This window comes from Alteromonas sp. 76-1 (assembly GCF_900654235.1).
Taxonomy (GTDB): Bacteria; Pseudomonadota; Gammaproteobacteria; order Enterobacterales; family Alteromonadaceae; genus Alteromonas; species Alteromonas naphthalenivorans.
Map to the genome: position 1 here is coordinate 1,763,631 of NZ_LR136958.1, position 19,153 is coordinate 1,782,783.

Annotated in this window: 15 protein-coding genes; 8 read left to right on the forward strand and 7 right to left on the reverse strand. The window is 40.9% G+C overall.

Annotation, left to right across the window (positions count from 1 at the left end; genetic code table 11):
• Positions 1 to 3: 3 nt before the first annotated feature.
• Both ALT761_RS07470 and ALT761_RS07475 read right to left on the reverse strand, forming a co-directional pair.
• Positions 4 to 1,902 (reverse strand): acyltransferase family protein, encoded by a 1,899-nt coding sequence (locus ALT761_RS07470; RefSeq protein ID WP_129737678.1) that lies wholly within the window; start codon positions 1,900 to 1,902, stop codon positions 4 to 6.
• Positions 1,903 to 2,024: 122 nt separating this feature from the next.
• Complete coding sequence (locus ALT761_RS07475; RefSeq protein WP_129737680.1) at positions 2,025 to 3,479, reverse strand: undecaprenyl-phosphate glucose phosphotransferase; 1,455 nt, start codon at positions 3,477 to 3,479, stop codon at positions 2,025 to 2,027.
• Between the two features lie 714 nt (positions 3,480 to 4,193).
• Between ALT761_RS07475 and ALT761_RS07480 the strand changes: the two genes are divergently transcribed.
• The 5 genes from ALT761_RS07480 to ALT761_RS07500 are packed head-to-tail and all read left to right on the forward strand — an operon-like array spanning position 4,194 to position 9,672.
• The gene (locus tag ALT761_RS07480; protein WP_129737682.1) at positions 4,194 to 5,396 is read left to right on the forward strand and encodes an outer membrane beta-barrel protein; all 1,203 of its coding nucleotides are present in this window, start codon (positions 4,194 to 4,196) and stop codon (positions 5,394 to 5,396) included.
• Positions 5,397 to 5,440: 44 nt separating this feature from the next.
• Positions 5,441 to 5,941 (forward strand): polysaccharide biosynthesis/export family protein, encoded by a 501-nt coding sequence (locus ALT761_RS07485; RefSeq protein WP_208805119.1) that lies wholly within the window; start codon positions 5,441 to 5,443, stop codon positions 5,939 to 5,941.
• A gap of 30 nt (positions 5,942 to 5,971) precedes the next feature.
• Positions 5,972 to 8,188, forward strand: a complete 2,217-nt coding sequence (locus ALT761_RS07490; protein WP_129737689.1) for a GumC family protein — start codon at positions 5,972 to 5,974, stop codon at positions 8,186 to 8,188.
• A 7-nt stretch (positions 8,189 to 8,195) separates the two neighbouring features.
• On the forward strand, positions 8,196 to 8,924 hold the full coding sequence (locus ALT761_RS07495; RefSeq protein WP_129737691.1) for a tyrosine-protein phosphatase: 729 nt from the start codon (positions 8,196 to 8,198) through the stop codon (positions 8,922 to 8,924).
• Complete coding sequence (locus ALT761_RS07500) at positions 8,911 to 9,672, forward strand: VpsP family polysaccharide biosynthesis protein (protein ID WP_129737693.1); 762 nt, start codon at positions 8,911 to 8,913, stop codon at positions 9,670 to 9,672. The genes ALT761_RS07495 and ALT761_RS07500 overlap by 14 nt, the downstream gene beginning before the upstream one ends.
• Positions 9,673 to 9,689: 17 nt before the next feature.
• On the opposite strand, the gene ALT761_RS07505 is transcribed toward ALT761_RS07500, so the two are convergent.
• The 5 genes from ALT761_RS07505 to ALT761_RS07525 all read right to left on the reverse strand — a co-directional run bounded on the left by ALT761_RS07505 (position 9,690) and on the right by ALT761_RS07525 (position 14,987).
• A complete protein-coding gene (locus ALT761_RS07505; RefSeq protein ID WP_129737695.1) occupies positions 9,690 to 10,100 on the reverse strand; it encodes a 3-phosphoshikimate 1-carboxyvinyltransferase in 411 nt (136 codons plus the stop codon).
• 77 nt (positions 10,101 to 10,177) lie between these two features.
• Positions 10,178 to 11,590 carry an O-antigen ligase family protein gene (locus tag ALT761_RS07510; RefSeq protein WP_129737697.1) on the reverse strand — a complete coding sequence of 471 codons (1,413 nt, stop codon included), beginning with the start codon at positions 11,588 to 11,590 and terminating at the stop codon, positions 10,178 to 10,180.
• Between the two features lie 64 nt (positions 11,591 to 11,654).
• Entirely contained in the window at positions 11,655 to 12,233 is a 579-nt protein-coding gene (locus ALT761_RS07515) for a hypothetical protein (RefSeq protein ID WP_129737699.1), read from the reverse strand.
• Positions 12,234 to 12,348: 115 nt separating this feature from the next.
• Positions 12,349 to 14,292, reverse strand: coding sequence for a bifunctional diguanylate cyclase/phosphodiesterase (locus ALT761_RS07520; protein ID WP_129737701.1), 1,944 nt, complete (start codon positions 14,290 to 14,292; stop codon positions 12,349 to 12,351).
• Positions 14,289 to 14,987 carry a transglutaminase-like cysteine peptidase gene (locus ALT761_RS07525; RefSeq protein WP_129737703.1) on the reverse strand — a complete coding sequence of 233 codons (699 nt, stop codon included), beginning with the start codon at positions 14,985 to 14,987 and terminating at the stop codon, positions 14,289 to 14,291. Before ALT761_RS07525 ends, ALT761_RS07520 begins: the two co-directional genes overlap by 4 nt.
• A 521-nt stretch (positions 14,988 to 15,508) precedes the next feature.
• On the opposite strand from ALT761_RS07525, the gene ALT761_RS07530 reads away from it, so the two are divergent.
• From ALT761_RS07530 to ALT761_RS07540, 3 genes are read left to right on the forward strand one after another with little or no spacing between them, the layout of a single operon-like run.
• Positions 15,509 to 16,645, forward strand: a complete 1,137-nt coding sequence (locus ALT761_RS07530; protein WP_129737705.1) for a glycosyltransferase — start codon at positions 15,509 to 15,511, stop codon at positions 16,643 to 16,645.
• Between the two features lie 6 nt (positions 16,646 to 16,651).
• On the forward strand, positions 16,652 to 17,974 hold the full coding sequence (locus ALT761_RS07535; protein WP_129737707.1) for an O-antigen ligase family protein: 1,323 nt from the start codon (positions 16,652 to 16,654) through the stop codon (positions 17,972 to 17,974).
• 4 nt (positions 17,975 to 17,978) lie between these two features.
• The gene (locus ALT761_RS07540) at positions 17,979 to 19,079 is read left to right on the forward strand and encodes a glycosyltransferase family 4 protein (RefSeq protein ID WP_129737709.1); all 1,101 of its coding nucleotides are present in this window, start codon (positions 17,979 to 17,981) and stop codon (positions 19,077 to 19,079) included.
• The last annotated feature ends 74 nt before the right edge of the window (positions 19,080 to 19,153 follow it).

The following is a 19,153-nucleotide window of genomic DNA, read 5'->3' on the forward strand; positions in this document are numbered from 1 at the left end:
TTTTTAAATATCTGATGAAAATATGGTCTTAATTTCTATCGAATCGCCAAAGTGTGATGCCCCTAATTCAGTAAGGTGAGTTTTGTCATAGTAAAACAATTGATCGTTTGAGTCTGATACTCTACATTCTTCACTGGTACAGATTATATCTAGGAGGTTTAAATATGAATAATCAAATTCCAATGCAAATTTACTGAAGTAATTATGCTGATAACTGTAGTGAATCCCCTTTTCTTCAGAGACCTTACCAGCTGCAAAATTATTAAGTGATATCTCATTCTTATATGCTTGAAAATACATCAATGGAACTTTTTGGGTGAAAGATTTTCCACTAACTATAATTAATTTAGAGTTAGGGTTGATTTCTCGAACATTTTTAATTGATTCAAGAGCAAATGGTAAGTATTCATCGTACCAATTCATCGACAATATAACGAAATCTGCTTCAGCAAGAAGAGTGCTATTGAGAATGTTCTCAGTAGACTTAAGACAATTGAGGGTGTCCGAAGTAGATAACTCATATGAGTTTTCGGTTAGCATTTTTTCAAATAATTTGTTTTCTAAAAGTACGCTTCGACAACGCGTATATACTATTCTTGAAATTACGCTTAAGTTGTCTAACCTATTTGATTCATATAGGATGTTCAAAAAGTCTCCAGCTTGGGAGTCACCAATAATTAAAACTTTAGTTTTATCTTCTTCGAAAGATATTACCCTATTCAGTTTTTTATGAAGTTCCCAAGTATATTCACCATTGTCATCAGTGTTTTCATCCAAGGTAACTCCACTGTAAACAGTCGCCGGAAGCCTATAAAGCAAATTTGTATTGTGATATGCAAAGAACCCGAAAATACATAATAGCAAAGATATGTACAGTGGCTTAGAAGTAAAATAAGAAGCGGGGGACTTAAATGTCGTTCTGAACTTAATTTTTTCGATGAACCTATTGCTTAAATACCCAAGTAAAACTGATAAGCCTATGCCTAAATACACAAACTCACCGCCAAAATTGAAGTAACTGATAGCAACGACTATTGGCCAATGCCAAAGATATATTGAGTAAGACCAAGCTCCGATTTTTTGAAATATAAAATTACCGGTAACCAAGCTATCACCACGATTAGCTTGGATTATCAAAAATGAACCAAAAACAGGTAAAGCGGCCAAATAACCTGGCCAAGAATTGTATTTTGTAATAAATATATATGCTATTAATATTAATACTATTCCAGCACATTCAATCACTTTTTTATATCTATCACTGAAGCTAATAGGGTAAAGGAAAGCTATGCCGCCGAACATCATCTCCCATGCTCTTGTGTGAAGTAGAAAGTATGATGAATCCGGCCAGCGCGATGACGCTAAAATACCAAATATAAATCCAAGCCCTGTAGTAGTAACTAAAATTATTTTGATTAACCCTAGCGTAAAAAGCTTTCTCAACATAATCAAAATCAAGGGATAAATTATATAAAATTGCCACTCTGCGGATAGTGACCAAGTGTGGAGTAACCATTTTTCGTCTGACGCTGCATCAAAATAACCAGATTCGCTCCAATATACAAAGTTTGACAAAAAGCTAATGCTGGAAGCTACATGCGAAGCAAGTAATTGATATTCACTAGGTGAAAGAAAAAATATTAAAGTACTAAGTAGGACTAAACAGAGAAGTGCTAACGCGGGAATGATTCGGTTAGCACGAGCGATATAAAAGTTTAATATTGTAAAACTATTTTTTTCAATCGCACTAATAATAATTCCTGTCATAAGATAGCCAGAAATTACAAAAAATACATCAACACCTGCAAACCCACCAGGCATCCAAGCGGAATTAAAATGAAAAAGGACAACTGCGATAACTGCTATCGCTCTTAAACCATTTATATCTTTTCTAAACTGCACAGCTGCACACCAACATATATCAAAATAAACATTAAATTAGCGAATAATTCAAGCTAAAAATAAGTTTGAGCTATCGAATTTTGCGACTTTTACCGGGTGAAATCGGGTCTTGAGTGCAAAAGTCAATAAGCATTTTTGTTGGCTAATCCACCAAATACTGTCATGAATACAATTTTAATATCGAACCAAACAGACCAACGGTGAATATAATCTAAATCGTACTCTACACGTTGTACCATTTTGTTCACTGTCTCTGTTTCGCCACGTAAGCCGTTTACCTGCGCCCAGCCAGTAATGCCTGGCTTCACCTTGTGGCGTAGCATATAACCGGTAATAAGCTTACGGTACTCTTCGTTGTGAGCTACCGCATGAGGGCGGGGGCCAACAATAGACATTCTGCCCTGCAGCACGTTAATAAACTGCGGAAGCTCATCAATAGAAGAGCGTCGCAAAAAGCCACCAATTTTGGTTAGGCGCGCATCATTCTTAGTGGCCTGTTTAACCACAGCACCGTTGTCTTGCGTAGTCATAGACCGGAACTTATAAACCGTAATTTGTTTTCCATCTAAGCCGTAACGCTTTTGTTTGAAAATAACGGGCCCTTTAGAAGTCAATTTAACTGCCGCCGCTATGCCTAACATAGGGATGGCTAACATCATTAAAATTAAGATGCTTAACACAATGTCTTCAAAGCGTTTTAAAATGTCGCTAGCACCCTGAAACGGGGTGTCGTACACACTTAACGCTTGTACCGACCCAATCGACTGCCAGCGGGCATTAAGCAAGTTATACATAAAGAAGTTAGGAATAATATAAACGTTAGCCGTGGTGTCGCTGCACTTTTCAAGAATGTGACGAATACGGTTCTCGGCACTCATTGGCAGTGCAATGTAGATGTAGTCCACTTCATTGCGTTTAGCCATTTCAATGGCCGATTCAATATTACCTAGTACTTGATTCTTAAACTCATGAGGTAGGCGGTCTTCGCTTCTATCGTCGAACAAACCTAAGAAACGTATACCCAAATGTTCATTTGAAACGATTTGATTGGCCATGTTGTAACCCAACTGGGTAGCACCAATAACAATCGATTTTCTAGAGTTTAATCCGCTGCGGCGAAGGCGAAAAAGAAACTTTCGCATAACGAAGCGCCAAGCCAGTACAACAACAAATGAAGAGGCGGCCCATAGTAAAACGCCGGGAGGCGTAATTTTTAAATCGCCAAAGAAAAAGAAACCAAAAGCAGTCGTAGCTAACATACTAAGTGCCCACGCTATAGCAGCTGCACGAAGCATTTCATTCGTTCTGTGCCCACGCCAAGAACGATAAAGCTCTACGAATTCCCCCGAAAACTGGAAACTAATAACATAAACAAAAAGGAATAGAAGGCTGCCAGCCGTAACAGGGCTGTCGTAATAAAATGCTGAAGCGTAATAAAGTAAGGTGACAAGGCATAAATCAATAAGCCTATAAATGGTTGAAAAACCACTTTGATTCCTAACTATAAGCCCGCCAGAAGCATTGGGTTCAACCTCGTGAGATTTGAGGACTTGGTTAGGTGCTACTTTATTATCCATGTGTGTATCTCTAAAAAAATAAAAAGTCACGCCGACTTCAATTGTCAATAAAGCAAAAGACCACTGCGTTAATTATTAGCTTTAACTTATAACTAGATAAAGCAAAAAATGTACCGAAAAAGTGCAAAAGCAAAAAGGAAAATGACATCTGGTGCAAAAACTTATGCTAACAAAAGGGGTAAAGATAAAAAACTCGTCACCCGCGAAAAAGCATGAAAGCCTGTACTGCTAAAGTATAGTATAAGCAGGTTGTAATTTTATTACAAAACTATTGAAAGCAATTACCCAACTGATATTGTAAGATAACATATAACCATTATACTGCGTGCCAAAGATTTCAAACTTACAGCAATTAAATCACGCTACGTCTTGAATTGAATCATGTATTAGATCATGTAGTAAAACGTTGTTTTCGCTTAACCAGCAAGCCTGTAAGTTAGACACATTGCTGCAATAATTTTTCGTTAAGCTATCGGGAATAATTGAATGAGTTGGCAATAAAACGTTATTAAAGCAAAGTGTTTGCATGCGCACTACGCCCTGTATGGCACAGTATTAGCATGCCATCCGGCCAATAGCTGAAAAATTATAAATATCACACTCAAAGCGGTTAAATAAATATATTGGTGTTGCTTTTGTGAGCATCAAAACTGATGTTGCACTGTTTTACCCCAATATTTAACTGCATAAGACAAAAAAATTTTAGGAGCGAGTATGTTTAAAAGGACAACAAGCCTTGTTGCACTGTCGGTAATTAGCGCCATATCGAACGCACAAGAGGCTGGCCGTATTGAAGCAGGCCAATTCGACATTATCCCCACGTTCAATACATCGATGAGTTACGTAGATAACGTTGCTTATGCTCGCGATGGTGAACCTAAAATTTATAGTTGGCGCGCCACATTTTCGCCAGAAATTATTGCCGCCACAGAAATTGATGGTAACCCTGTTCAATTTGGTTACCGCTTAGAGCGTGGTGTGTATTTTTCAAGCAGCGCCGACGATTACACCGATCACTTTTTTGAAGCTTCCGGTGAATACGAACTAAATAGCCGTCATCGCTTAAGCGGCACCGCGCAATATGAAGATGGGCACGAAGACCGTGGTACTGGCTTTTCATTAGGCGCCGGTGACGAAATCACTTCGCCTGATACCTTTAAAAGTATGTATGCTGGTGGGGAATACAGTTACGGCGCGTTAACCTCTAATGGCATGCTAACGCTAAAGGCGAGTCGTCAAACGTTAGATTATGACCGTGACGAGCAGGCCTACCTACTTAGAGATCGAGCAAGTAATAAAATAGGCGCAGAGTTCGCCTATAAAATTGCCCCAGCAACCGCCTTAGTATTGGACGTAACCAATACATACGTTCGCTATGATATACAAGAATCTGCTACCCAAAGCCGAAACAGTGATGTAATGCGTATTTTAGCAGGGGTCGAGTGGGAAAGTACGGCTGCTACCACTGGCTTTGCCAAGGTGGGCTATACAGAAAGAGATTTTGAGTCAGCGACTCGTAGTACTTTTAACGATGTCAACTGGGAAGCCGGTGTTGAATGGCAGCCCCTTACGTATTCTACATTTCGCTTTGCGACCAGTGCTGATACGCGTGAAACCAACGGTGAAGGTAACTTTATTAGTGGCCGAGATTACACTGTATCGTGGGACCATGAATGGCTTCAGCGCTTAAGCACTACGGCTAGTATTGGTAGATATAGCGATGAATACGTATTAGATAACGAAGGTATTGCTAACCGTGAAGACGATTTAATGCGTTATAGTGCCGCATTAAACTATCAAGCACGTCGTTATTTAAGCTTTTCTCTATACTACACATTAAATGACAGAGACAGTAACCGAGATGCCATTGGTTACGACAGAAGTATAGTTGGTTTATCTGCCGAGGTTAGCCTGTGAAGCAAAGTGTAAACAGTATTTTCGCCTTCCTTTTTGTTGTAGTGATGTCGTTCAATGCTTTAGCACAGGAAGGTAATTTGAGCATGAGCCGCTACCAATTGGGCTCCGGTGACAGAATTAGTATAAATGTATTTGGGCAAGACGACTTGTCGATGGAAGTACGTTTGCCCGATGTTGGCACTATTAATTACCCGTTTATGGGTGAAGTTAAATTAGTAGGGCTAACATTAGGCGAAGTGGAACAGCTTATCTATGAAGGCTTAAAAGGGGATTACTTAGTTAACCCGTCGGTATCAGTAACCATAATTGATTATCGCCCCTTCTTTATAGACGGTGAAGTAAAACGCCCAGGTGGTTACCCTTACCAGCCAGGTTTGTCGGTAAACAAAGCTGCAGCGTTAGCTGGCGGCTATACCGAGCGCGCCGCACGAGACAAAATAACAATAGTTCGAGAAAAAGATGGCACTACACGTAGCTTTACCGTAACGGTAAGCGACATGATTCAGCCCGGTGACATTATTACCGTTAACCAACGCTTTTTCTAATTAGCAAAAATTTCAGGATACAAAAATAACATGGCAGTAAATCATAGGGACGACGTGAATCATGGCGTGCTAGATAGTGAAACTATCGATATTGCACACTATTTTGGCATATTGAAACGCTACGCTTTTCGCATTGTTTCGTTAGCCATAGCATTCACCATATTGGTGGCTTTGCTGGTAATGCGGATGACGCCACTTTACACGTCGTCTACCACTATATTGGTCGATTCTGAAAATGCCAATGTGGTATCTATAGAAGAAGTGTATGGCTTAGACACTAAGCGTAAAGACTACATGCAAACCCAATACGAAATATTACGTTCGCGCCAAATTGCCGAACGTACCGTAGAGGGGATGAATTTACACTTAAACGATAAGTTTATGCCGCCTGCTGAAGGCCCAAGTGCCATCGACTCGCTAATAGACAGTGCTAAAGACATGCTGCCATTTCTACCGCAGGAAGAAGTGGTAGAGCGTACCGAAGCGCAAATTATTGCAGCTAAAAAACGTTCAGCCGTATTCAGATTAATGCGCGCTGTAGAAGTTAGCATGGTAGATAATACCCAGGTAATGAAGATTTCCGTTACTACCGAATCTGCTTCTTTATCGGCTGAAATTGCCGATACTATTGCCGATGTTTACATCGAGAATTACCTTCAAGCTAAACTAGATATGACAGCAAAAGCAACGTCGTTTCTTACCGAAAGCTTAGAAGGCTTGAAAGATAAGCTAGATATTGCTGAAAAGAACCTATCGCAGTTTTATGAACGTAATCAAGTGGTAAACATAGATGGTGTAGTAGGGCTTGCTGCCGACGAACTAGAGCGTTTAAGCACGCAATTGCTTGATGCACAAACCGCATTAAAGTTAAACGCGGTAATATATCGTCAAACACGTAACAACGTGACCCTTGAAGACATTGCACGGTTACCTGAAGTTCTGAATCACCCTACCATTCAAGGTGTACGCCGCGACGAAGCGAAAGCTATGACCCGCGTGTCTGAACTTAGCAAAGTATACGGCCCTAAGCACCCGAAAATGATAGCTGCTAATGCGGAGCTTTCTTCCATTCGTGAAACGTTAACTACCCAAACTCGCGACCTTATTTCTAGTATTACTACCCAATACCAAGTTTCAGAGCAACGCGTTGCGCAATTGAAACAAGAAGTAGAAGTGGCAAAAGCTGAATTCCGTGGTTTATCTGCGTTAGACAATCAACGCAAAGCCCTTCAGCGCGATGTTGATATTAACCAGCAGTTGTACAATTCATTCTTTACCCGTTTAAAAGAAACCGATGAACTAGGTGGTTTTGAATCAGCAAACGCCAGAATTTTAGATAGCGCTGTAGTGCCGTCACGCCCCTCTGAACCGAATAAAAAACTGCTAATTGGCGCAGCCTTCGTATTCAGCATTGGCTTTGGTGTGTTCTTGGCCATTACCATGGAAACCCTTAACAGCGGCATCCGTTCAGTAGAAGATGTAGAGCGTAAGTTAGGCCAGCGTATGTTGGGTTTAATTCCTTGGCTTGCCCATAAAAAGAAAACCAACTTACCTATTCGCACTTATTTCGACGGTAAAAAGCATCAGTTTGCAGAATCGGTTAGAACCTTACGTACTAGTTTGTCGTTATTGAATTTAGATAAAGATAATCAGGCTATTATGGTTACCTCTAGTGTGCCTAAAGAAGGTAAAACTACTGTGTCTATTAACCTAGCGTTCGCATTAGGCCAGTTAGATAAAACCATTCTTATAGATGCAGACTTACGCCGCCCGAGTATTGGTAGGCAGTTTAATATTCCTAATTACCAGCCAGGTGTAGCTAACCTTGTACTTAAAACCCACAGTTTTGATGAGTGTTTGGTGCGTGACGAACAAGCGAATATTGATATTCTTTCGGCAGGTACAATACCGTCTAACCCACAAGAGCTTCTTGCGGATAAAGGTTTCGATGCGTTAATTAAAGAATTAAAAACCCAATACAAATATGTGGTGGTAGATACTGCACCTACTCAAGCGGTAAGTGATTCAATGGTAATTGCTAACTCGTGCGACTCTATTATTTACGTAGTACGCGCCGACAGTACCAGTGAAAAAGTGATTAATACTGGGTTGTCTCGTTTCTTACAAGTAGGACATCGTCTTGATGGGGTAGTGCTAAATCAAGTAGACTTACGAAAGTCTGATGTAGCACAGAGGTACGGCGGGTTTTATGATCAGTATGATTATACTAGTCATAAGGACAGCTAATAATTAATTGATAGACCTTCACAGTCATATATTACCTGGCATTGACGATGGTGCCAGAACCATGGCCATGTCGATTGACATGGCCAAACAAACACTTGAATGCGGCGTGACGCATTTAGTTTGTACCCCACATATACACCCGGGGTTCTTCGATAATACGCCCGCTATTATTGAAAACGCGTATAACGAACTTGTGTTAGCGCTTGAACAAGAAAACATTCCCCTTACTTTATCTTATGCCGCCGAGCTTCGTGTCTCGGAGCACATTCCTATATGGATAAAACAAAATGCGGTGCCTTTTTTAGGCCAGATTAACGGCAAAAACGTGATGTTGCTTGAAATGCCTCATAGTCATGTGCCATCGGGAATGGAACCGTTAGTAAAATGGTTATTAAAAAACAACGTGCAACCGCTTATTGCACACCCTGAACGTAACCGAGAGCTATTGCGCGAGCAACACAAGTTTGACTGGTTGCAGCGCATAGGCTGCTGGTTTCAGGTGACAGCAGGCGCTCTTACAGGCCGATTCGGTGAGCCTGTACAGAACTTTGCGTTAAGCTTGCTTGCCAACCAAAGCTTTCATGTAGTGGCTTCAGACACCCATGACACGGTTAGGCGACCTAACGATATGGGTGAGGCATTTGCGGTGGTATCGGCAGTAGACGCTGATTACGCCCAGCAAGTTTTCGTTACTACACCGAGTGAAATAGTAGGGGCACCTAGTGTCGTTATCTAACGTGTATGAGCGTCATCAGTTATTAATAAAACGTGTGGTCCGCACTGTGTTTTTTATCACAGCGGCATGGGGCGTAATATGGAGCGCACAGTTTTTTATATCGGGTAACTATTATTATCGGGTGAACAACCAATTACAGGCATGGCAGAATAATCCTGAACGCGTAACCGCTAGCAAAGTAAGCGATGCTATTACTAAAATAGATTCAGCCATTTTCATGTTTCCCAATAACGCGCTTTATTATCAAATGCGTGGCCAGCTTTACGAATGGCAAGCGTTTGTCTCTCAAAACGCAGATCGAAGTGCTGTTGAAAGTGCTGCTGAAAACGACAAAACAAACAGTTTGAAACTGGCCTTTAGTAATTACCAGCACAGCTTATTGCTACGCCCGCTTTGGCCAGCAAGCTGGATAGGGTTAGCATCGGTTAAATGGAAGCGTAACCAAGTAGACGACGCTTTCTATCAATATTTGAACAAAGCCATTCAGGTAGGCCCACAAGACGCTATAGTTCACAAATTCATAGTAGAGTACGGGTTAGCGAATTATGCAGCACGGTCGCCTGAATACATTAAGGTTATTCAGCCGTTAAAACATCATATGAAGTTGGGGTTAATAAACCCTCATAGCAGAGACGCAATAGTGCAAAGTATTGTAAGTTATAATGCAGAAGAGCCAGCGTGCCGATGGATGCGCTTGGCCCCTTACCCAGTTAGAAAACGCATTCCCAACTGTATTACTTACGACTAGTAGTATTAAACTAGCATTTAAAACTTACTTTTAAGCCAATCCCACAAGCCTAGTGAATAGTTTTCGAATAAGTTAACACCCAGCCACGATTTTAATATGTACAGCAGTACCATACCCACCAGTAATGAAAATAGAATAAACAGCGTAAAGCCAAACGCTAACGTAAGCTGGCCAATTTTACTTTCAATACGGGAAGGATCGCGTTTATCTTTACCGCCTAACAGCACAAAATAGAAGCGGCTGTGGCCAATGCCAAGGGTGCCGCGTAAGTCTAGCTTATGCTTGCCCCAGCGCCTGCCTGCTAACGCGGTATTAATATGGGTAAGCTGTTCTTCACTAAACGAGTTGGCCACATGCTTGGGCATTCTTTCTAGCATGTGCTTTACGTTGGGTTCTTCCTGAATAGGGTGATTAACTTTTAACACCACGACTGATTTTCCATAACTGAATCCATTAGTAAATACTTATTGAAATCCCTAATTAGGCACTTACAAAAAACCTAACTTTACGGCTTACGATTACGTTTTGTTGATTGTCGAACCCGAATTCGATTACTCATGGCTCCAAGTGCAAGTAGAGTAATAAAGATAGCAGTGTTAGCAGGCGCTTGTAAGGGAAAGTCTACGCTGGTGTGCATTGCCATACCAATAATAGCCATAAAACACGCAAATGCCGCACCGCGTGGAAGTGGGTGGTGGCGCTGACGAAAAGCATTAAAGGCATTAATGCCGCAAATTAATACAAATACGCCCATTAGTAGTGCGCCAATAACACCAAACTCAATACTAAACTGTAAGTATTCATTATGAGCATGGTCGTAAAAGTGTTGAATACTCTCACTTTGATATTGGGGGTACACAGTATAGAAGGTTCCGCCACCTGTACCTATTAAAGGGTACTGCGTTAACAAGGGCAGTGCATCGGTAACCACTTCGTCTCGGCTTTCATGGGTTAAATCGGTTTGCTCAAGACGTTCTTTCACTTCGTTTAACCCAAACACGCTACTTACTATCATAATGTCGATAATTAGCATGCTAACAAACAAGGCAATGTAACTTTTTTGTCTAGGTTTGAAATACCACAAACCTATGGCTGCGGTTATTGTCATGCTAACAAAAAATGCCGTATTGCCCATTCGTGAACGCGACATTACCAGTGCAATAACCATAATAATTATGCCAATACGAAACAGCACTTTATTGCCTAGCCAAAACTTAAGCCATTTTCTAAGGCGCTCTCGTTTTGATAGCCCATCGTCATCACCTAAACTGGCAATCAGATACCCTAATGCAGCACTTAAAGAAAGCAGCAAGTAGTTTGCAAAATGGTTTTTGTAAATAAAGCTGCCGGTAGCAATGTGCGTAACCGGTTGTTTGAATACTAGGCTGTATTCAATGCCCGACAATACCTCTAGCGACCCATAAATAGCTTGAAATATACCGCTTGCACTAATGGTTATTAACACTAGTTTCAACCGAGACGTTGAGCGCACCAAGGCTAAAACACTGAAAAAAAGCAGGCAATAACAAAGAGATTTTAAAAATACTATTTGGCTTTGGCCTACATCAAAACTAAGCGGTAACCAACTAGCACCCGCCGGTACGTTAGCGTAAGCGGGTAAGAGCTTCTCTGGCCGTAGGCTGGCAATAAGTGAGGCGGGTAGGGGAATTAAATTTAATAACTGCCAAGCAAGAAAAAGTACCCAAAGCAAAACAAAAACACGATATTGGCGAACTACAACAGTAACGGTACGAAAATGAAAGGCCATTAACGATGCACTTATACAAAAAACGGAAATTTGCATAAGGGCCCAAGCCCACGGCCTATTAGCACCTAAAGGAATAGGCAGCCAAAAAAGGGTAAATAAAAGAAAACCGAAAAGAAGCTTTTCGGTTTTTCTATTATTAATACTCAGCATTCACTATCGCCACTTCTTACTACCACTAACGATCACCAACACAGAGTTTAAATGTAATACAAACTTAGTTTGCTGAAACCGTGGTATCGCCACCGCCAGCACCAGCAGCACCAGTACCTACACCTAATGGAGAAACATCGTTGCCAGCAGCCCCTGCCGCAGTAGCAGTAAGCGTTGAGGTATCGATACCTGCATTAATCGCAGCCAAAAGCGCATCTTCTGCGCTAATTACACCGGTTTGTAATGCAACGTTATAAATTTCGTTGGCATCTTCTGGAAACAAGATCATGGCTATTGTTACCACATCAGAAGATTGCTCCGGTAGGGCCCCAAAGCCAGCAATCGCTAATTCAAAGCCGGTTGCGTTATCAACAAGCAAACCTACCATGCTTTCAAAAGCTGGCTGGTTAGTTTGTAAATAAGGAAGGCTAGCGGCAGGAACAGCCACGCTGCCTTCAGCAAGTACTTCGTTGCTTACGTTTACCGCAGCTTCTTCAGCTGGTGTTCCGCTATCGATAGCCGTTAACAGTTGGTTTCTAATTTGCAAACCTGGAACGCTACCTGCGCTGTCTTGCGCAATAGCCACTGGCGAAATAGCAATAAGCACACTCATTACTAATGAAAAAATAAATCTATTACGCATAATAGTTCCTACTTCGAAAAATTGGTTTGCATACATTGGGTATTGTATACCAAATGAACGCCCGTTGTCTTAGCTTTATTTGCTGTGAAAGCCGCAAACAAACTAGCTACTTAAATTATTTCCCTAAGCGCCAAGCTGTGGGCTTAGCAAAGTGATAGCCTTGCTGATAAACAACCTGCAGCTTACTAAGTGTATTACTTTCTAACTCGCTTTCAACCAGCTCGGCTATCACTTTAATGTGTAACCCATTAGCAATACTTACTAAGCTGCTAACAAATAGCTGATTGTCTTTGTCTTCATGAATATCCTTGGTCAATTTGCCGGATATTTTTACAAAATCGGGCTGAATAGCCCTTAACCCACTTAACGATGCAAGATTGTCGCCAAAATGTTCAATAGTAATGGTGCATCCTGCTTTTTTAACCATATCGCAGAATTTAAGGGTAGCTTCCCTATAATAAATAATGGCGGAGTCTTCAATTTCAAACGCTAATCTGTCGCACAACGATTTGTGTTCAAGAAGATAACCACCAAGCCATTGGCAGAAGTCGGCATTCGCAATTGATGCAGTGGCAATGTTCACCGCTACTGTGTGAGGAGAGGCCATGAGTTTACTGACTACCAGCGACGTTACCAATCTATCTACTTGAGGAATAAGGTGCAGCCGCTCTGATGCAGGAATTAACTGCGACATGGGTATATCGGTATTGGTAGATACGTCTTTAAAGCGCGCGAACCCTTCGTAATAACACGGGGCTTTGTTCTCGGTACTAAAAATAGGCTGTATTAAAATATCAGCATACTGTTGTAACAGAATATTGTTTAGCCTTTCACGCCATTCAGTATTGCTATGAATGTAAGTTAGCTCTGAAGCAAACTGCCAGCCTCTGTCTAACTTTGTTGCCGCTAATAGTGCGCTATCTGCTTTTTCCATTACTTCAGTAAAGCTATTTTCACTGGTATATTTAGCTGCGCCAATCCACGCTGTTTTATCGCCATCTTTAAGAAAATCTATTTTATTCATTTCATCGCTAAGGCTTTTCAGTCTTTTTTCGCACTCTTGTTGCGATACTGCTTCCATTAAAATGGCAAAGTCGGAACCCGATACTCTAAAAAGGGTTACTTTATCTGGAAATTGCATGGCGGCCAGTTTCAGTTTTTTTGCAGCCGCACTAACATATTCATCGCCTTCAGCGCCGCCCAGTAAATTATTTACCCGAGCAAGCTGCGTTAACCTAATTAACACCACGTAACCTTGTTCTACCGTAGCTGTGCCACTTAATAGTGCATTCATGTGTCGATTAAAGGCATTTCTATTGGAAAGTCCTGTTAGGCTATCGCCATACGCAATAGCCTTAAATTGTTCAGCACGTGCAGTAAGTTCTTTAAACATGCTTTCTACCGCTCTCGACAGCTTATTTACGGCTAGCGTGATAAAAGAGAATTCTTTAGTAAAAGGCTGGTAGTCAATTTCAGAAAACTTTTGGTTTTGAATGTCGCCTATTTTTTGAGTAACAATTTCTAGTGGCTTGGTAATTTGGCGAATAATAACCAGCAGCACTAGGTAGGCAATAACAAAGGCAATAAAAAACATTAATGCACTTTGGGTAATGCTATCCCATAGCTTTTCGTTCGCAAGGCCTGGGTGGCTTTGCACGGTAAGTTGCCCTGCCATTGTCCAGCCATCGTTAAGCTCGGTATTTTTCACCGGTGGGGTAACGTGCACCGCTTCAGTAAACCAATTTGGTACGGTATCTATTTTATTCGGGTTTTGACGAATAATAAGAGTGTTCCCGCTGGCGTCTTTAACCGAAATGGTTTGGTAGTAGCCCCTGTCGAATATGGCGTTTACCATGGTTTCAGCCACCGCCTGCCCATTTTCTTGCATTATATAGGGCGCCATGGCTAAGCCTAGCGATGTGGCGGTGTCTTGTGCGTGGGTAGCAAGTTGTTCATTCACGTATTCTTTGGTCATTTTTACGTTAATAAAAAAAGATCCGGCGAACACGGCCAGTAAAAAAATAAGTAAGCTAACGCTTAGTTGGGTAGATAATTTCATTGTTCTTGTGTATCTCCGAGCATTACGCTGTTTAAACGATCTATCATGTCGTCCCACATTTTCATGGGGCCGCTGCCTCTTAATTTTCTGCCTGTTCCCATAGATTTCGCCGCCCATAGACCATCACCGTTAAAACTATAAACAGGTGCAAGGTCGCGCCGTTGGTTTGCTGGCAGTATTCGGCGGTTAATATTATCAAGCACTAAAGGAACAGAGGTAGGGCTTGGATAATAGGCTAACACCATATGAGGTTGGTTTAACTCTAACGCGGTTACATACATAAGCCGAAGCTGCGATTTTGGAATACCAAGTTCTATTAACGAAAAGTATTTAGCAATTGAGTAATCTTCACAGTCGCCAGCGCCCGTTCCAATAAACTCAATTGGCGTGGCCCAGTAATCGGGTTGCCGCCAGTGCCTTAGATCATCTACAAAGTCGAATCGATTGAAAAAGCGATTCACCTGGTAAAGCTTTTCATCAATATCGTCGTTCTCAATGCTATTGACTAGTTGTCGCCACTTAGCTACATCTGCCGCACCGGTTTTACCAAACAGGGCTTCAACTCGGCTGTAAACTTCCTCAGTGAAGATGTTTTTCTGTTGCGCGATAACCAAAGAAGCCACACCAAATAAAAGCCCCGTTAGGGCACAAATACAGGTTCGTCGGTAAGTTTTACGCGCGTAGCGGGTTGTCATGCCAATTAAGCCTTAATGCACCATAATGAGACGAATTTATTAGAATAATAGCTGTAAGAAAACGTTAACCACTTCATAGTATAGTAAACATGTGGCAGCAAATTGATAATGTCAAACTTATACAAAAGTTGAAAGTTATTTCAATAAGGTAAAGCAAGTAAACATGATAATGCTGATATATGGCATGGTTCATGTATAGGTTTTTGTAAAGGTTCTGGTAAAGATTCTGGTAAAGATTCTGGTAAAGATTCTGGTAAAGATTATTGTATATGCCCATGAATGTAACAGGGATATTCTAAATGGTATTACCATATACTACGGTTTACGCAATAGCGCATAATAAGAACCGGAACAAAACAAGAGCCAAATATTAATTAGAGTATATTGAATTTTTTGTACTGTACATTAGCAAGCTTAAAGTAATGCAGCTTGCTATGTTGTAATTTTACTACAAAACTAAAATCGAGCTGTGCTAAACTTAGCGTTAGCATTTAGTCTAATGACAAGGATAAAGAAGTTTCATGCTAACTAGTAACCGCCCAGTAGTGTTTATTATTAATTCCCTAGAAGGCGGTGGTGCTGAACGGGTAATGGCAAAATTGCTAGCAATCATGGAAGATTACTTTTCACATGCAAACGTGCCTGTTCACCTTGTTTTGTTAGACACGCTGGAAGAAAGTCAGCAGTGCCCCCCTTATGTTACCAAAACAGTGCTAACCAGTAATGGCAGCCTTAAAGCTGGTTATCAGCAGTTAAAACCGTTACTTAAAACCCTAAACCCCCAAATATGTTTTAGCTTTCTAACGCGCAGTAATTTCTTGAATATAGCCATAGCAAAATCGTTAGGCTACCGCGCCATTATTAGCGAGCGCGTGAATACTACTAGCCATTTATCGGGTGGTTTAAAAGACGGTATTAGTCGCTTTTTAGTTAAGCTTTTATATAAGCGGGCTGACAATGTGGTGGCAGTGTCTGAAGGTGTAAAGGCCGATTTAATAGAAAACTATGCCGTGCCAGAACCTAAAGTATCATTGTTATACAACCCTTACGATATTGCGCAGCTGCACGAACTTGCAAGCGAAGCGGTAACCGATATTCCTAAAGCGCCATATATTATTGGGGTAGGGCGGTTAGTTAAAAACAAAAACTTTTCACTGTTACTAAACGCATATGCCAAAGCCGATATTGTCGAAGATTTAGTTATTTTGGGCGTGGGCGATGAAGAGGCCATGCTTAAAGCGCTAGCTAAAACACTTGGCATTGCAGATAAAGTACATTTTTTAGGTTTTAAGCCAAACCCTTACCCGTACGTGGCCAAAGCAGAATATTTTGTTTCAACCAGTAATGCAGAAGGTTTCCCCAACGCCATTGTGGAAGCCATGTGTTTGAACAAACCGGTAATTGCAACAAATTGCGAATCGGGCCCTGCTGAAATTATTGCCGAACAATACCCTTACCAAGTTTCTGGTGCCAGCGAAGAAAAGAATGGCATACTGTGCGAGTTAAATAACGCACAAGGTGTTGCCGATGCATTGGTGTTATTCAAAGGTAGTGCTAACAGAGCGCGATATGTTGAAAAAAGCCAAGCGTGCGCGCAACAGTTTTCCTATGCTGCTTTTTACAAGCGCGTAAGTGCCATTTTAGAAAAAGATGACTAACTAATTATGTTTGAAGCAATCAAGCTACTGGTAGGGGTGGTTAGCCTAATTATGGTGTATAGAACCATTACCGGTAATTGCAATAAATATTTAGCCTTTGCCATTTGCGCAATATGGTTACGCTACTTTCTATCTGCATTCCACACTGTTACTTACCCCTCTTTGGTGGCGGGTTTTTCAATAAATGCTTTAGGCAGTATAGGAGTGGCTGGTTTAGGTTTGTTATTGATTCCAAACGCTGTTTTTACACTTAAAAAGTTACTTCCGTTTTATGCATTTTTCATAGCGATAGCGGTAAGTGGTTTCGTAAATATGGAAATACCTGGCACCATTAATGTATTGGTGAAATGGTGTTATTTCTTGGTGTTAGCGGGCGCGTTATTTCTATCTATTCGCTGCCAAGGGCAGAATGAAACGTTTAAGAAGTTACTGATTGCCTTTGTTATGCCAGTTTCTTTGCAAGTGTTATCGATAGTGTTAGGAGAGGCAAAAGCCACGGAGGCCGATGGCTCCACTAGTTATATAGGTGGTTATAATCACGAAGCAGCATTTTCTATGATAATAGTGTCGTTCATATTTGTTCTCGGTTTGGTTAATAGAAACGCGATTAGTTTTAGAACCACTTTATTTACATTAGCTGTAGTGCTTTTGGTTTTGGTGAATTATAGAACGGCAATTTTGACTATATTACCAATAGCTGCGATTTTTTATTTTACCTTAATCGAACAGCGTCTAAAGCCATCCCAGAAGGCTCCCGTTTTAACCATTGTTACTATGGTGCTTGCCATTGTATTTTTTGTTCTTTCGCTCTCAATGCAAGAGCGTTTTGCCGATGTGGGGTTATTAGTTGGAAATCTTGACCTCATATTTAAAGCGCCAATGTATTTTAGCGATGCAGAACAGGACATTATGTCAGCGCGGGTATATATCTGGAGTCAATATATTAACGCTTTTACCAACGCCGATCTACTGCACCAAATTTTCGGCTTTGGGCCAGATTCTTGGAAGCACAAATTCGATTTGTATGCTCACAACACTTACGTTTCATATGTTTACGAGTATGGTTATTTGGGTTTTATATCCTTTATCGGATTGTTAGTTTATATCCTTACTGTGTCTTTCAACCTTTCAAACAAACCTCTAGGTAAAATTTTAGCATTCTCGTTGATTGGCTTTATGATAATGAATATGGCTACGATGCCGTTGTGGAATATTGAAGGATTGATATTTTTTGCACTTGCGTTAGGTACTGTTTTCGCTAACCCTAACGTTCAAAAGATGTCGAATAAAGTTAGTACAGAGCATAAAACTAGTATGGAAGTTGACTGATTATATGAAAATATGCGCAATAGGGCTTAGAGGTATTCCGGATGTGATGGGGGGCATAGAGTCTCATTGCCAACAATTGTATCCTCGCATGGTGAAGAGTGGTGCATCAGTAACAGTAATAGCACGTTCGCCTTATGTAGAACAAAAACAGTATGTTTATGAAGGCGTCGAAATTAGAAGTGTCTGGACGTTGAAGCACAAGTTTTTAGAAACATTTATGCATACGTTTCTTGCCATTATTTACGCTAGAATTTTTGTCCGACCAGACGTTATTCACTTACATGCTATCGGACCTGCCTTACTAACCCCGTTAGCACGCTTGTTAGGTATGAAAGTCGTGGTGACTCACCACGGCGCTGATTATGATAGGCAGAAATGGAGTCCATTTGCTAAAAAGGTACTAAAATGGGGTGAGTACTTAGGGGTGCGCTTTTCCAATGCCACTTTAGTGGTGGGCAAAACGCTAACTAATCTTTTGAGAAATCGGTACACCAAGGATTCTCTAAAGATCCGCTACGTCCCTAATGGAATGCTGCCTAAATTTTTAGAAGAAGTATCTTCCTCCCACCTACCTCAAGAATTGGGTATAGAACCGCACAGTTATATTTTGACTGTTGGACGTCTTGTGCCAGAAAAAGGGTTTCATGATTTAATTGAAGCATACAAAAATTCTAAGACTACTGATAAGTTGGTGATTGTTGGAGATGCGGATCATATTGATGAATACGCCTCCAACCTGCTGCAGCAAAAGTCTGAAAATATTATCTTCGCAGGTAGGCGTAAAGGCGAGCAATTACACGCTTTATTTAGTTACGCCAAAGTGTTTGTTCTCCCTTCTTATCATGAAGGGCTGCCGATAGTGGCACTTGAGGCTATTAGTGCTGGTATTCCAGTTCTTCTTAGCGATATAGCGCCTAACAAAGACATCGAAGCGAATGACGACAGCTACTTTCAAATAGGCAACACATATCAACTAAGTGAAAAATTAGATAGGCTAGACTCGCTTAACTTGAAGCTAGATAAAGGCATTTTTCTATCCAAATTCGATTGGGATATTATTGCTCACGAAACGTTTAATACTTTCGAAAGCCTGAACACTCAGTAGCTTATAGCAGTTCGAGCTAGTAAGGGGCCGGATTAGATTTTGTTTCTTACCAACGACTTTTATAGCCTAAATTT